This window comes from Cupriavidus sp. MEYA8, assembly GCF_059278825.1.
This window is the reverse complement of sequence record NZ_CM181221.1, coordinates 2863276-2876790: the sequence shown is the minus strand read 5'-3', so window position 1 is coordinate 2876790 and position 13515 is coordinate 2863276. Positions and strand designations below refer to the sequence as shown.

Here is a 13515-nt window from a genome sequence, read left to right as displayed (position 1 = left end):
CCGGCCCATACCGATAACTTCATTCACGCCAACATGCTGATCCATCCCCAGTTCGACCCGGTTGCCATCCACCTGGGCCCGCTTGCCATCCGCTGGTACGGGCTGATGTACCTGGCCGGGTTCATCATGTTCCTGTGGTTCGGCCGCCTGCGCATCCGCCAGCCGCACATGGCGGCCAAGGGCTGGACCACGCGCGACCTCGACGACATGCTGTTCTTCGGCGTGCTGGGCGTGATCCTGGGCGGGCGGCTGGGCTATGTGCTGTTCTACAAGCCGACGTACTACCTGTCGCACCCGATGGAAATCTTCAAGGTGTGGGAGGGCGGCATGGCCTTCCACGGCGGCTTTCTCGGCGTGATCGTGGCCATGTGGCTGTTCGGCAGGCTGCGCCGCCGCCACTGGATGGAGGTGACCGACTTCATCGCACCGATGATCCCGTGCGGGCTGGCCGCCGGCCGCATCGGCAATTTCATCAACGGCGAGCTGTGGGGCCGCGCGACCGACCTGCCCTGGGGCATGATCTTCCCGCAGGCGGGCGACAACATCCCGCGCCATCCGTCGCAGCTGTACCAGTTCGCCGGCGAAGGCGTGGCGCTGTTCATCATCCTGTGGCTGTTCGCGCGCAAGCCGCGGCCGATGGGCGCGGTCTCGGGCGTGTTCCTGATCGGCTATGGCGCGTTCCGCTTTGCCGCCGAATTCGCGCGCGAGCCGGACAGCTTCCTGGGCCTGCTGGCGCTGAAGATGTCGATGGGGCAGTGGCTGAGCCTGCCGATGATCCTGGCCGGCATCGCGATGGTGATCTGGGCCTACCGGCGCCAGCCGGGCGCGGGCGCGCCGCAGCCGGCGGCCTGAGCCAAGGCGCCGCGGGCGGTTACTTTCCGGCGCGGCGCAGTGCGTCGATGCGCGCCTGCGTATGCGGGTGCGTCGACAGGAAGTCCTGGCCGCGCTCCGGTGCGGTCTCCGGTGCCGACGATGCCGACGATGGCGCGCCGGCGCCCGCACGATGTTCCAGCTTGACCAGCACATCGGCTAGCGCCGCGGGCGGCAGGCCATTGCGCTGCATGACCTCGATGGCAAAGTCGTCGGCCTCGCGCTCGTGGTCGCGCGAGTAGCGCAGCGTCAGCATGGCGGCCGGCACGCCCGCCAGTACGGTCGAGATATCGCCGAACAGGTAGGCCGACAGCGCACCCAGCGCCGAGGCCTGGATGACCTGCTGCAGGCCGTGGCGGCGCGCCACGTGGCCGGCTTCGTGCGCCAGCACCCCCATCATTCCGGCGCCGGTGCCGGCCAGGCCGACCAGTTCGTCGGTGACTACGATGGTGCCGCCGGGCAGCGCCAGGGCATTGGCGCCGATTTCACCGCCCTGGCGGAACAGGATCTGGTAGTCGTGCCCCGCGTCGGGCGGCCGCCTGAGCGCGGCAAAGCCCTGGCGGATGCGTTCCTGCTCGGCCTGCGGCAGCTGCGTCGGCTTGACCACGCCGTTGTCCAGGCTCGCCAGCGTCAGCCTGCCCAGATGGGCCTCCACTTCCGCCGGCACCGTGCGCGCCATCACGCCCGCGCCCCACGGCAGCAGCACGTAGTAGCCCAGCACCAGCACCGCCACCAGCGCCGCCACCGCCATCCCCGCCAGGCGCCAGCTGTTCTGCGCGCGAGACACCAGCCCTTCGCGATGGCCGGTGGCGGCCAGCATGTGGTCGAAGGCGGCGTGGTCGTTGATTTCGCAGAAGGCGCCGTCGGCGAACGTGACCAGCCGCGGCGCGCGCCGTACGCGTTCGGATACGCGCACATCGGACAGCGCCGCGCGGCGCAGTTCGGCGCCGCTGTCGTCGCGCAGCACCGCCTGCTGCGCTTCCACGGCCAGGGTTGCCGGATGCGCACGCGAGGTGCGGCCATCGAAGAAGGTGACTGGGATCATGGTGCTGACGCTACCGGGCGCTGCAGTCAGAGCGCGATGTCGATGTCGTACCAGTCTACTGCTGCATCGCCGAGCGCACCGACCTGCTGCACCTCGCCGGCGACAAAGCTGTCGAGCGGGCCGGCGGCCAGCATGGTCACGCTTTCGACCCGGTAACGCGTAGCGCGCACCCGCGCGAAAGGCAGGTACAGGCCCAGCGTGAGCGCGATGGCGATCAGGTTGGTGACGAAGATAAAGATCATGCGGCCCGCGCCGACCTGGCAGCGGAACGCGTGCTGGGCGAGCGTGGTGTGGCTCCATACGACGTTCTGCAGGCGCGCCATCAGGTAGGGGCTGACCGCCAGCAGGCCCAGGTAGAAACCGGCAATCGCGAAGCCGAGGATCGCCGCGGCGGCGAGGCCCTTGGTCCCCGGTGCCACCACCGCGCCCAGGACAAAGCTGAGCACGATGCCGGCGACAGCCGTTGCCAGCACCACGCCGAACGCCCGCAGGTAGACGCCGTAGAACTCGCCGGCGCCGGCGGCAAAGCCGAATGGCGCCGTGCCGAAGCGCGTGTTGCGGTGCTGGTACTGCTTGAAACGCTGGTGCGCCAGCGGCCCGAGCAGCCCCAGCGTGAACACCGCCGCCAGCGGCCACAGCACGAATACCTTGTAGGCCTCGGCATCCCCGCCGGTAAAGGCAAAGCGCAGGCCGCGGTAGCTGGAATTGGCCATGCGGAAGCGCAGCGAGCGCACCAGCAGCAGCGGGAACACCGCCAGCAGCGCCACCAGCATCGCCAGCGCGAGGAAGGGCGATACGTTCGAGGCCAGCTGGAACGCAAGGGCGAGGCCGAACACGATGGCGCGGCCCTTCAGGATCGCCGAGGGCTTGCCGTGGTAATCGAAGCTGGCCCCGTCGAGCCGGGTATTGCGATAGAAGTACTGCAGCGTGCGCACCTTGGCCCATGCGGAATAGATGCCGAAGGTGACGATGGTCAGCAGTACATTAACAATCCAGATACGGAAATATTCCGATCCGGACCCGGTGAAAGACAGGCGCAGAGGTTGCGGTGACGCCGGCTCCGTGTCAAAGGCCGCGGACGAAGAGAACGTGAAATCGCTGCTGCCGGCGTGCATGAGGGAAGCTCCCGGGAAAATGGAAATGCGGATTGGCCAATGGAACGCGGCAAAAGACCCTGCGCGCTTGTATCAGATATGCAACCATTTGAAATCAGGCCATTGCGATGCGCGCGGCACATTCTCGCATCGATAAATTAAGACCGCGGCACATTTTGCATATGCAATTGCCGACAGTCGGGTTTGCCTGGTTGGCGCCATGGGAAAACCCTCGTAACAATCGAGAAACATCCTGTTACACTGATTGTAATCTGTAACAAGTTTCGGATGCGTGCCATCAATAAATTCAAGGACTTAGATCCACTGGCACGGTAATCGCTAACGATGCTGTTACAAGATGAGCGGCAAGCCACAGTCGCCACGGAAGCGTTCAGGGAGGGTCCACACGGACCACTGGGGGCGGATGCTTCACGCCACAGAACAGGGCAACGGGAAAATCCGCGCGCAAGCGCGTTTCGAGGGGGGCGCCGGGCCAGCGCCAGGTTTGAATGATGACCCACGCAGCGGATACGAACCTATTCGCAGGCGATGCAAGCAGTTCAGTAGTCCTTTCAGGCGCGGGCGTTTCTTTGCAGGGAGGCATGGAAACGCCCGCCGCACCTCCTTCTCGCCACGCCGGCGCCATTCACGCGCTTTCTCGCGCGCTTCCTCGCACGCTTTCTCCGACGCCTGATTCCGTATTGATCCCGTATTCTGCAGTGCAACATCGAAACCGCTTGTATCGTTGCCGCCCTAATCCATAATTATGAATTATGGCAACCGGGACGCATGGTTCCGGCCACGGATTCCTCAACCGGGGGTGGCAATGCGCATCGTCCAGCAGGCGCTGTACCTCGAAGTCGCAGACCGGCTGCGCGCAATGATCGATGCCCATACGCTGACCCCCGGCGCCTGGATCGATGAAAGCGCGATGGCCGAGTCGCTCGGCATCTCGCGCACGCCGCTGCGCGAAGCGCTGAAGGTGCTGGCTGCCGAAGGGCTGGTCCGGCTCGAGCCGCGCCGCGGCTGCTTTGTCAATAAATTGTCCGAGCAGGACCTGGACGAGATCTTCCCGCTGATGGCGCTGCTCGAAGGCCGCTGCGCCTACGAGGCCGCGCGCAACGCCACGCGGGCCGACCTGGACGCGCTGGACGGCCTGCACGCCGACCTGGCCCGCTATGCGCAGGCTGGCGATATCGATGCCTATTACGAAACCAACGCGCAGATCCATGAGGCGATCCAGCGCCTGGCCGGCAACCGCTGGCTGTCGGGGCTGATCAGCGACCTGCGCAAGGTGCTGCGGTTGTCGCGCCACAAGAGCCTGAAGTTGCCCGGCCGCATCCACGAGTCCTGCGCCGAGCATCTGTCGGTGTTCGCCGCGCTCAAGGCGCGCGACCCTGAAGGCGCCGAGGCGATGATGAAGACCCATCTGCTGCGCCAGCGCGCGGCCCTGCAGGCGCTCGACCATGCCGCCGGCGCGGCCCAGCCGACCCGGGCGCCGCCGCCACTGCGCGTGGCCGGCGGCGACGACTAGCGGCCCGCGCCCCACGCTTTACGCCGCAGCATGGCAAGTCCTTTACGTTCCGATCGATGCACAAGGCAGGTACCGCATGAACTCCTTCGACACGGGTGACCGGAAAATCAGCGCGCCGCTGGGCGAGAGCGAGCCGGCCGGCAGTAATTTCCTGTCGCGGCTGGGCCGCTGGTGGGGCCGCAAGGGCGAGGCCGAGGCCGCGACCAAGGCAGCCAACGGCGTGGCGCACGCCGACGGCGAGGTGCCGTTGCCAACGCGCGTGGCGCGGCGACAGCGTGAGCAGTTGCGGCTGTGCTTCGATGCCCGCCTGACCGACGGTGCCGCCAATGCCGCTGCGCAGGCGTGGCAGGCCGAGTACGAGGCCGCGGGCGAGGCCACCCGGCGCGCCATGCTGGAGTTGCTTGCGGAGGTCGCCGGCAGCAGCGGCGAAAAGGCCGCCGACGCCAAGGGCGAGGGCAAGGGTGACACAAAGGGTGAAGCCAGGGGTGACACAAAGCCCGACGGCAAGGCAGGCCATTCCGGACTGACCCACGCCCTGTCCAGCGCCCGCATCCGCTTCTTCAAGCGTTTGGCCGCGCTCCACGGCCAGCGCGGCAGCAGCGCCTGCGGGCTGCACTTCCTGATCCAGCTGCGCGCCGACATGCTGCGCTGGCAGCGCCGGGTGCCGGGGCTGCGCGTGCTCGACGACGACCTCGAGGCGCTGTTCTCCAACTGGTTCGACGTGGGCCTGCTGGAACTGCAGCCGATCACCTGGGACTCGCCCGCCTCGCTGCTGGAAAAGCTGATCCGTTATGAGGCCGTACACGAGATCGCCTCGTGGACCGACCTGCGCAACCGGCTCGACTCCGATCGCCGCTGCTACGCCTTCTTCCATCCGCGCATCCCGCGCGAGCCGCTGATCTTCGTCGAGGTCGCGTTCGTCCCCGAGATGGCCGCCAATGTCCAGACATTGCTCGACGAGGCCGCCCCGCTGGAAGACCTGCGCCGCGTAAAGTGGGCCATCTTCTACTCGATCAGCAACACGCAGGCCGGCCTGCGCGGCGTCAGCTTCGGCAATTTCCTGCTCAAGCGCGTGATCGAGGAACTGCAGCGCGAATTTCCCAAGGTCAAGCAGTTCGCCACGCTGTCGCCGATTCCCGGGTTTGCCGACTGGCTGCGCAAGCAGGACGCCGAGGCGGTCTCTCGCGCGCTCGGCGACAAGCGCCTGGCGCGCTGGCGCGAGCGCCACGGCGAGGCGCCGGCCGACGGGGCAGGGTGGCTGGCGGCGCTGTCGCCCGAAGCGCCCGCCGATGCCGACCCGTTGACGCGCGATACCGCGATGGCGCTGGCCGCGCATTACCTGGTGCGCGAGCGCCACCAGGCGCTGCCGGCGGACCCGGTGGCACGCTTCCATCTCGGCAACGGCGCCTGTGTCGAGCGGCTCAACTGGGCCGCCGACCTGTCGCGCAAAGGCCGAAGCCAGAGCTGCGGCATGATGGTGAATTACCTTTACGTGCCCGAGGCGCTGGATGACAATCTGGCACGCCTGGGTGCAGGCAACCCGCGCATCGGCCGTAGCGTCGGGAAGCTGCTGTGACCCTGGTCCGGTCACGGGGATGGCCCAGCACAGCGCGGCGCCGTGCGCCGCGTTTCCTTGTCGGGACCTTGCAGTAGAGCCGTGCCACAGCGCCTGCGCGTGGCAATTCAGATCGACTTTCCGCAGAAAAGAGAGAGAGGAGACAGCAACATGAATCGTCGTCAGTTCAGCCTGGCCGCCTGCGCGCGCGCAGCGGGCATGGCACTTGGCGTGGCCGGCATCGGCGCCGCCACGCTGTTCGCGGCACCCGCCGCCCATGCCGATGCCTGGCCGTCCAAGCCCGTCACCGTGATCGTGCCGTTCCCGGCCGGCGGCGGCACCGATGCCTTTGCGCGCCCGCTGACCGCGCAGCTGTCCAAGCAGCTGGGCAAGCAGTTCGTGATCGACAACCGCGGCGGCGCGGGCGGCACGGTCGGGGCCAGCATCGCGGCCAAGGCCGCGCCGGACGGCTACACCGTGTTCATCGGCGGTGCGCACCATGCGATCGCGCCGTCGTTCTACAAGAAGCTGGACTACGACATCGAGAAGGATTTCATCCCGGTGACGGTGATCGCCCAGCCGCCGCAGGTGATAGTGGTCAATCCCAACCGCGTCAAGGCCAATACGCTGCAGGAGCTGATTGCCTACGCCAAGGCCAATCCCGGCAAGCTCAACTACGGCTCGGCCGGCAACGGTTCGGCCCACCACCTGGCGGGCGAGCTGTTCAAGATCCAGACCAAGACCTTCATCACCCATATCCCGTACAAGGGCGCCGGCCCCGCATTGTCCGACCTGATCGCGGGCCAGGTCGACCTGATGTTCGACGGCCTGGGCTCGTCGGCGCAGCATATCCGTGCCGGCCGCATCAAGGCGCTGGCGGTGGCATCGAGCAAGCGCTCGGCGGCCTTCCCCAATGTGCCGACCGCGGCCGAGGCCGGGGTGCCTAACTACGAGGTCTCGACCTGGTATGCGATGTGGGTGCCCAAGGGTACGCCCAAGGACATCGTCGACCGCCTGTACGCCGAGACCGAGAAGGCGCTGAACACGCCGGAAATGAAGCAGGTCTGGCTCAACAACGGCTCCGAGACACCGGTCTTCACGCAGGAGCAGTTCGCGCAGTTCCAGCGTGCCGAGATCCGCCGCTGGGCGCAGGTGGTGCAGCAGTCCGGCGCCAAGATGGATTGACGCGTCATCATGTCGAAGTCCGATCCATGCAACGGAGCGGGGCGATGAGCGGTACCGTCGTCTTTGCCTCCCAGGGCACCACTGCCACCGTCACGCTGTCGCACGCCGGCAAGCTCAACGCCATCTCCGCGCAGATGTGGCGCGAGCTGGCGGCAGGCTTCACCCGCCTGGCGGCCGACTCCGCGCTGCGCTGCGTGGTGGTGCGCGGCGCCGACGGCAACTTTGCCGCCGGCGCCGACATCGCCGAGTTTCCCGCCGAACGCGGCGACGAGGCTGCGGTGCGGCACTACCACATGGCCACCATCGCGCCGGCGCTGGCCGCCGTGGCGCAATGCCCGCACCCGACCGTGGCGAAGATCGAGGGCGTATGCGTAGGCGGCGGCCTGGAGATCGCATGCCATTGCGACCTGCGCATCGCCGCCTCGGACAGCCGCTTCGGGGTGCCGATCAACCGGCTCGGCTTCCCGATGGCGCCGGGCGAGCTGCAAGGCCTGCTGGCGCTGGCGGGGCGCGCCGCAACGCTCGAGATCCTGCTGGAAGGCCGTGTCTTCGACGCCGCCGAGGCGCATGCCAAGGGCCTGTTGACGCGCGTGGTGGAGCCAGGCGCGCTGGCCGCCGAAGTCGATGCCGCGGTGCGCCGCATTGCCGCCGGCGCACCCGCCGCGGCGCGCATCAACAAGGCCACCATCCACCGCCTGGCGCCGATGCCGGCGCCGCTGTCGCCGGCCGAGCTCGACGCGCACTTCGCCTATGCGGAAGGCGCCGACCATGCCGAGGGCGTGGCCGCCTTCCTGGCGCGCCGGCCGCCGCAGTTCCGGGGAGAGTAGTCCGGCAAATCTGCCAGAATGCGGGATTGCCATGCCCGCACCATCTGGCATCGGGGGCCATGCCCCTGCGTGACCCATACCGTTCCAAGCCTTTCGTTCGATCCACACCATGAACGCCAACCTGTTCGCCCTGTTCGAAACCCGCTTTCCCGCGGACCGCACCGCCTGCTGCATCGAGACCCACGACGGCCTGTACTACAGCTGGGACGACCTCGACCGCGCCACCGCCAAGCTGGCCAACCTGCTGGGCTCGCTGAACCTGCCCGAAGGCGCGCGCGTGGCCGTGCAGGTCGAGAAGTCGCCCGAGGCGCTGTTCCTGTATCTGGCCACGCTGCGCGCGGGCTACGTCTACCTGCCGCTGAATACCGCTTACCAGGAGGCGGAGATCGACTATTTCGTCGGCAACGCCGAGCCGTCGGTGGTGGTGTGCAGCAGCAAGAATTTCGCCTGGGTGTCCAAGGTGGCTTTCCGCCACGGCGTCAACCACGTCTTTACGCTGGACGATGACCGCAGCGGCTCGCTGCTGGCACGTGCGGCCGGCAAGGACGACACCTTTGCCACCGTCGCGCGCGCGGACGACGACCTCGCCGCCATCCTCTACACCTCGGGCACCACCGGCCGCAGCAAGGGCGCGATGCTGACGCACCGCAACCTCGCCTCCAACGCGCAGACGCTGCACGAATACTGGGGCTGGCGCAGCGACGACGTGCTGCTGCACATGCTGCCGATCTTCCACGTGCACGGCCTGTTCGTGGCCTCGCACGGCGCGCTGCTGGCCGGCGCCAAGATGATCTGGGCGCCCCGGCTCGACATGGCGCAGGTGCTGAAATTCCTGCCGCGCTCGACCGTGATGATGGGCGTGCCGACCTACTACGTGCGCATGCTGCAGGAGCCGCGCTTCGACGACGACACCTGCCGCCGCATGCGGCTGTTCGTGTCGGGCTCGGCGCCGCTGCTGCTGGAAACCTTCGACGCCTTCCGCGAGCGCACCGGCCATACCATCCTGGAGCGCTACGGCATGAGCGAGACGGTGATGCTGGTGTCCAACCCGTATGACTCCGCGCTGGGCGAACGCATCGGCGGCACCGTCGGGATGCCGCTGCCGGGCGTGTCGGTGCGCGTGGTCGATGGCGATGGCAACCCTTGCGCGCCGGGCGAGATCGGCAATGTCGAGGTCAAGGGCCCGAACGTATTCCATGGCTACTGGCGCATGCCGGAGAAGACCAGGGAAGAGTTCACCGGGGACGGCTGGTTCAAGACCGGCGACGTCGGCCGCTTTGGCGGCGCCATTGTCAGCCAGGCTGGCGAGCGCCAGGTGCCGGACAGCTACCTGACCATTGTCGGCCGCAGCAAGGACCTGATCATCTCGGGCGGCTACAACGTCTACCCGAAGGAAATCGAAAGCTTTATCGACGAGATGCCGGGCGTGGCCGAGAGCGCGGTGATCGGCGTGCCGCACTCGGACTTCGGCGAGGCAGTGGTGGCGGTGGTGGTGACGAAGCCGGGCGCGGAGATCGATGAGTCGGCGATGATCGGCACGCTGAAGGGACGCATCGCCAATTTCAAGGTGCCCAAGCGCGTGCACGTGGTGGACGAACTGCCGCGCAATACGATGGGGAAGGTGCAGAAGAACGTGTTGCGGCAGCAGTTTGCAACGCTCTGACGTTCCAGGGCATGCTGCCTCTCCCGCTTGCGGGAGAGGCAGCATGCAAGCGGTGGCTCACCGGCTTACTTCAGCATCTGCACCGACCCGTTCACCGATACCGTCACCTGCGTCTTGCCGCCTTCCACCGGCACCGGCACCGCGGCATCGGCCATCATCGCCTTGGCTGCGCCATACATGCGCGGCATCGGCGGCACCACGCCGCTTTCGCTCACGTTGACCTCCCGGATGGTGTAGCTGTTGTAGCCGAACAGCTTGGTGCTCGACTGCGCCTTGTTGCGGAACGTTGCCGCCGCCTGTTCGGCCAGCCTGGCCTCGGCCGCTTCGCGCGCTTCGCGCGACAGCGAGAAGGCGATGTTCTGCACCTGCATCTGGCTGGCCAGCTCGCCTGCCAGCTTCGATACCGCCGGGAAATCGCGCGACTTCAGGATGACCTCGGAGCGCCCGCGCCACGTGCTGATGCGGCCGTTGCGGTCGGTGCTCGGGTGGATGGTGAAGCCGCCCGATTCCGCGGTCACGCCCTGCGTGCGCTTTGCCTGTGCCAGCACGGCCTGGGTGCGCGTGGACAGCGCCGTCGAGATCGCCGTGGGCTCCGCGCCTTCCTGTTCGGCGGCCAGCGTCAGTTGCACGATGTCGGTCGGCACTTCGCTCATTGCCTGTGCTGACAGCGACAGCACGCCGGACGGCGTCTCGGCCGGCCCGCCATGCGCCGAAGCGACGATGGCGGTGGTGCCCAGCAGGGTGGCGGCAAGCCATTGTTTCATCTTGTTCTCCCGAAAAAACGTAGTGGCTGTCAGACGGAACCGGCGCCTGAAACGTTCCGCGAGATTGCAAACGAATGTTGCGGACCCGGTGCCCTCAGAACGCCTGCCAGGCCTTCCACAGCATGTAGGACGCCAGGCACAGCAGCAGCACCGCAAAGGCCTTGCGCAGCTGCCCGACATCCATCTGGTGCGCGGTGCGCGCCCCCAGCGGCGCGGTCAGCATGCTGGCCGCGACAATGACGAGCATCGCCGGCAGGTAGATGTAGCCGATCGATCCCGGCGGCAGTCCCGGCATCTGCCAGCCGCTCCAGACATAGCCCGCCACGCTGGCGGCAGCGATCGGGAAGCCCAGTGCGGCCGACGTCGCCACCGCGTTGTGGATCGGCACGTTGCACCAGGTCATGAACGGTACCGAGACAAAGGCGCCGCCCGCGCCGACCAGGCTCGACAGGAACCCGATCACGCCGCCCGTGCCCAGCATGCCCGCCGCGCCCGGCAGTTGCCGGCTCGGGGCGGGTCGGCGGCTGCGCAGCATCTGCAGCGCGGAAAACCCGACAAACACGGCAAAGGCAAGCGACAGCCAGCTGGTCTTGAGCGCGGCAAAGACCTTGCCGCCCCCGATCATGCCGCCGAGCACGATGCCCGGTGCCAGCGCCAGCACCACCGGCCAGCGCACCGCGCCGCGCTTGTGGTGCGCGCGCACCGACGACAGCGACGTGAACAGGATGGTGCCCATCGAGGTGGCGATCGCCATATGGACAATGGCTTCCGTGGGAAAGCCCAGCGCGCTGAACAGCAGCGTCAGGAACGGCACCATCATCATGCCGCCGCCGACGCCGAGCAGCCCGGCGCAGAAGCCGGTAAAGGCGCCAAGGGCCAGCAGCGCAGGGACCAGCACCGGCAGGGTAGCAAGCTGCATGGGTCAGCGCGCCGGTGTCAGCGCATCAGCTTGCCGGTAATGAAGCGCCATTCCGCCGGCGTGACCGGCGTGATCGAGAGCCGGTTGCCACGGCGCAGCACCACCATGTCGGCCAGTTCTTCATGCTCGCGCAGCGCGGCCAGCGAAATCAGCTCGCTCTTGCGCTCGAAGCGCACGTCGACCAGCAGCCAGCGCGGCGTATCGGGCGTCGACGCGGCGTCGTAGTACGGGCTCTTGGCATCGAACTGGGTCGGGTCGGGGTAGGGCGTGGAGCAGACCTCGGCCAGGCCGGCAATGCCGGGCTCGGGACACGACGAGTGGTAGAACAGCACGCCGTCGCCGATCTGCATGGTGTCGCGCATGAAGTTGCGCGCCTGGTAGTTGCGCACGCCGGTCCACGGCAGCGTCCCCTCGCGGGCGAGGTCGTCGATGCTGGCCTCGTCCGGTTCCGATTTCATCAGCCAATACTGGCGGGCGCGTTTGTTCGGGGTCGGGCTCACGGCGCGGTTCGAGGATGAAGGAGTCGGAGTGCGCGGGCGAGGCCCGCGCGCGTGCGCAAAGAAAAAAGGCGATGGTTCAGAAAACCACCGCCTTTTTAGGGGGTCCCCGCCTCGGCCGCTGGGTCGGCATCCTGAACCCAAGTGAGGTTCAGAGTGGCTGCGGAAGTCGCATTTCGGGTACATCATCCACTCAGGGAGTCCAAGCCAGGCCCGGACTATGAATGCGACGACGCGCTCGCCCACGCGACATGATCCCGCACCATGCAATGCATATCGGTTCAAGGAGTTTATGACCCTCACGAACCAGGCAGGGAAACTGTCAAACGTCTGACGCTACAACCGCTTCGACCGGCCGGGTAGGTGACCTGCCTGCGGGATGTCAGACGTTTGCCGTTTCTAACTAGGATGGGATGAAAACGGCGGCCGGGCGCGATAACCTGGCCAGTCAGCTGCACTTTTGTGGTGCCTCGTGCAGTCTGGCTACACTATACACCGCGTCGCAGGCCTTACCAAGTCCACACGCGCGTATCGTTACATTTTGCGCGACAGCGCGGCATCCGCTGCACATCCCTCCATTTTCACGGTATATAAGGCTGCCCGGCTGGGTTTCAACCGGCCCGTTCAGCCCCGCGTGCCGGTACCCACGTGCGCGTATTGCCGCAACGCTTCGTCGGCGCGTTCGTTCAGTTCGCGGATGCGCGCGTGGATGGCCTCGACCGGGATCGTGCCTTCGGCCTGCTGCTTGCGCTGCAGGGCCAGCAGATCGGACGCGATCGAAATCGCGGCCATCACCGCCACGCGCTCGACGCCCTTGGCGGCAATGCCGTTGCGCAGCTTGTTCATCTGCGTGTCGACCAGTGCCACGGCCTCGAGCAGCGCGGCCTCGTTCTCGGGCGCGATGGCAAAGCGGTACGGCTGGCCGGCGATATTGACTTCGACTTGCTTGTTGCTCATGCGTGTTCTCCGGAGGCCTTGTGCGGCTCTGCCGCGGCGCCCTCGCCCAGCAGGTCGAGCTGGCGCGTGTCGCTGGCGGTCGGCAGCTTGTCAAGGATGGACTGGATGCGCAGCTGCGCTTCCTCGATCTTGATGTTGAGCAACTCGCGGTCGGCTGCCATGGCCTCGCGCTCGCTGCGCAACTGCGCGGCTTCACCCTCCAGCCGGGCGATCTCGTCGCGCAGCCGCTGGTTTTCCGCCGCCAGGGTGTCCGCATGGTGCAGCACGCGCCCGATCTTCGCGGCCAGTTGTTCGAGTTCGTTGAGCATAGGGCCTGTCATGATGGGATAAAGGTCAGGTAACGCGATTCTAGCCGATGCGCCGCCGCGCACAATGCGAAGGAAAGCGTTTGTGACCGGGTACCTGCATGGAAGTTGCAGCCTTCTGCACCCAAAACCACGGCAGAGTTGTGACAAAACACTACGGGCGCCGCGTTGACTCGGGTAGCGAAACTCCCTACACTCGCGCACGTTCCAGGTGCTCGCCCTTTTCGTCCCTGGCGAAAGGGCAGTTCAACGGGAAACAGGGAGCCTTGCCGGCCGCGCGCCGGACGGGCCAACCTGTGC

General features: G+C 67.0%; 13 protein-coding genes and 1 other RNA gene. 6 read left to right on the top strand and 8 right to left on the bottom strand.

Features of this window, described 5'->3' with window-relative positions:
* Nucleotides 1-33: 33 nt before the first annotated feature.
* Nucleotides 34-852, top strand: a complete 819-nt coding sequence (lgt, locus tag AC5WJ1_RS13395; RefSeq protein WP_135705842.1) for a prolipoprotein diacylglyceryl transferase — start codon at nucleotides 34-36, stop codon at nucleotides 850-852.
* Between the two features lie 19 nt (nucleotides 853-871).
* Here lgt and AC5WJ1_RS13390 read toward each other — a convergent pair whose 3' ends face one another.
* Nucleotides 872-1915: a M48 family metallopeptidase gene (locus tag AC5WJ1_RS13390; protein WP_195427235.1), complete on the bottom strand. Its 1044-nt coding sequence runs from the start codon at nucleotides 1913-1915 to the stop codon at nucleotides 872-874.
* A 26-nt stretch (nucleotides 1916-1941) separates the two neighbouring features.
* The gene (locus AC5WJ1_RS13385) at nucleotides 1942-3030 is read right to left on the bottom strand and encodes a YjgN family protein (RefSeq protein ID WP_135705839.1); all 1089 of its coding nucleotides are present in this window, start codon (nucleotides 3028-3030) and stop codon (nucleotides 1942-1944) included.
* 805 nt (nucleotides 3031-3835) lie between these two features.
* Between AC5WJ1_RS13385 and AC5WJ1_RS13380 the strand changes: the two genes are divergently transcribed.
* The 5 genes from AC5WJ1_RS13380 to AC5WJ1_RS13360 all read left to right on the top strand — a co-directional run bounded on the left by AC5WJ1_RS13380 (nucleotide 3836) and on the right by AC5WJ1_RS13360 (nucleotide 9773).
* The gene (locus AC5WJ1_RS13380; protein WP_133092171.1) at nucleotides 3836-4543 is read left to right on the top strand and encodes a GntR family transcriptional regulator; all 708 of its coding nucleotides are present in this window, start codon (nucleotides 3836-3838) and stop codon (nucleotides 4541-4543) included.
* Between the two features lie 76 nt (nucleotides 4544-4619).
* A complete protein-coding gene (locus AC5WJ1_RS13375; RefSeq protein WP_133092170.1) occupies nucleotides 4620-6119 on the top strand; it encodes a malonyl-CoA decarboxylase domain-containing protein in 1500 nt (499 codons plus the stop codon).
* A 150-nt stretch (nucleotides 6120-6269) separates the two neighbouring features.
* Nucleotides 6270-7283 carry a Bug family tripartite tricarboxylate transporter substrate binding protein gene (locus AC5WJ1_RS13370; RefSeq protein WP_135705835.1) on the top strand — a complete coding sequence of 338 codons (1014 nt, stop codon included), beginning with the start codon at nucleotides 6270-6272 and terminating at the stop codon, nucleotides 7281-7283.
* Between the two features lie 44 nt (nucleotides 7284-7327).
* On the top strand, nucleotides 7328-8110 hold the full coding sequence (locus AC5WJ1_RS13365) for an enoyl-CoA hydratase/isomerase family protein (RefSeq protein WP_133092168.1): 783 nt from the start codon (nucleotides 7328-7330) through the stop codon (nucleotides 8108-8110).
* A 109-nt stretch (nucleotides 8111-8219) separates the two neighbouring features.
* Complete coding sequence (locus AC5WJ1_RS13360) at nucleotides 8220-9773, top strand: malonate--CoA ligase (protein ID WP_135705834.1); 1554 nt, start codon at nucleotides 8220-8222, stop codon at nucleotides 9771-9773.
* Between the two features lie 65 nt (nucleotides 9774-9838).
* Here AC5WJ1_RS13360 and AC5WJ1_RS13355 read toward each other — a convergent pair whose 3' ends face one another.
* The 6 genes from AC5WJ1_RS13355 to AC5WJ1_RS13330 form a co-directional block, all read right to left on the bottom strand.
* On the bottom strand, nucleotides 9839-10537 hold the full coding sequence (locus AC5WJ1_RS13355) for an SIMPL domain-containing protein (protein ID WP_195427236.1): 699 nt from the start codon (nucleotides 10535-10537) through the stop codon (nucleotides 9839-9841).
* Between the two features lie 94 nt (nucleotides 10538-10631).
* The gene (locus AC5WJ1_RS13350) at nucleotides 10632-11456 is read right to left on the bottom strand and encodes a sulfite exporter TauE/SafE family protein (RefSeq protein WP_135705830.1); all 825 of its coding nucleotides are present in this window, start codon (nucleotides 11454-11456) and stop codon (nucleotides 10632-10634) included.
* A 17-nt stretch (nucleotides 11457-11473) separates the two neighbouring features.
* Nucleotides 11474-11914, bottom strand: a complete 441-nt coding sequence (locus AC5WJ1_RS13345; protein WP_133092377.1) for an EVE domain-containing protein — start codon at nucleotides 11912-11914, stop codon at nucleotides 11474-11476.
* A gap of 141 nt (nucleotides 11915-12055) precedes the next feature.
* A non-coding RNA gene (ssrS, locus tag AC5WJ1_RS13340) (6S RNA) lies at nucleotides 12056-12273 on the bottom strand.
* A 304-nt stretch (nucleotides 12274-12577) separates the two neighbouring features.
* Nucleotides 12578-12910: a cell division protein ZapA gene (locus AC5WJ1_RS13335; RefSeq protein ID WP_029046048.1), complete on the bottom strand. Its 333-nt coding sequence runs from the start codon at nucleotides 12908-12910 to the stop codon at nucleotides 12578-12580.
* On the bottom strand, nucleotides 12907-13218 hold the full coding sequence (locus tag AC5WJ1_RS13330) for a hypothetical protein (protein ID WP_133092164.1): 312 nt from the start codon (nucleotides 13216-13218) through the stop codon (nucleotides 12907-12909). The genes AC5WJ1_RS13335 and AC5WJ1_RS13330 overlap by 4 nt, the downstream gene beginning before the upstream one ends.
* Nucleotides 13219-13515: the final 297 nt, after the last annotated feature.

Coding starts and splice junctions, on each gene's coding strand:
- lgt (WP_135705842.1), top strand. CDS start 34: ATGCTGATCCATCCCCAGTTCGACCCGGTTGCCATCCACCTGGGCCCG.
- AC5WJ1_RS13390 (WP_195427235.1), bottom strand. CDS start 1,915: ATGATCCCAGTCACCTTCTTCGATGGCCGCACCTCGCGTGCGCATCCG.
- AC5WJ1_RS13385 (WP_135705839.1), bottom strand. CDS start 3,030: ATGCACGCCGGCAGCAGCGATTTCACGTTCTCTTCGTCCGCGGCCTTT.
- AC5WJ1_RS13380 (WP_133092171.1), top strand. CDS start 3,836: ATGCGCATCGTCCAGCAGGCGCTGTACCTCGAAGTCGCAGACCGGCTG.
- AC5WJ1_RS13375 (WP_133092170.1), top strand. CDS start 4,620: ATGAACTCCTTCGACACGGGTGACCGGAAAATCAGCGCGCCGCTGGGC.
- AC5WJ1_RS13370 (WP_135705835.1), top strand. CDS start 6,270: ATGAATCGTCGTCAGTTCAGCCTGGCCGCCTGCGCGCGCGCAGCGGGC.
- AC5WJ1_RS13365 (WP_133092168.1), top strand. CDS start 7,328: ATGAGCGGTACCGTCGTCTTTGCCTCCCAGGGCACCACTGCCACCGTC.
- AC5WJ1_RS13360 (WP_135705834.1), top strand. CDS start 8,220: ATGAACGCCAACCTGTTCGCCCTGTTCGAAACCCGCTTTCCCGCGGAC.
- AC5WJ1_RS13355 (WP_195427236.1), bottom strand. CDS start 10,537: ATGAAACAATGGCTTGCCGCCACCCTGCTGGGCACCACCGCCATCGTC.
- AC5WJ1_RS13350 (WP_135705830.1), bottom strand. CDS start 11,456: ATGCAGCTTGCTACCCTGCCGGTGCTGGTCCCTGCGCTGCTGGCCCTT.
- AC5WJ1_RS13345 (WP_133092377.1), bottom strand. CDS start 11,914: ATGAAATCGGAACCGGACGAGGCCAGCATCGACGACCTCGCCCGCGAG.
- AC5WJ1_RS13335 (WP_029046048.1), bottom strand. CDS start 12,910: ATGAGCAACAAGCAAGTCGAAGTCAATATCGCCGGCCAGCCGTACCGC.
- AC5WJ1_RS13330 (WP_133092164.1), bottom strand. CDS start 13,218: ATGCTCAACGAACTCGAACAACTGGCCGCGAAGATCGGGCGCGTGCTG.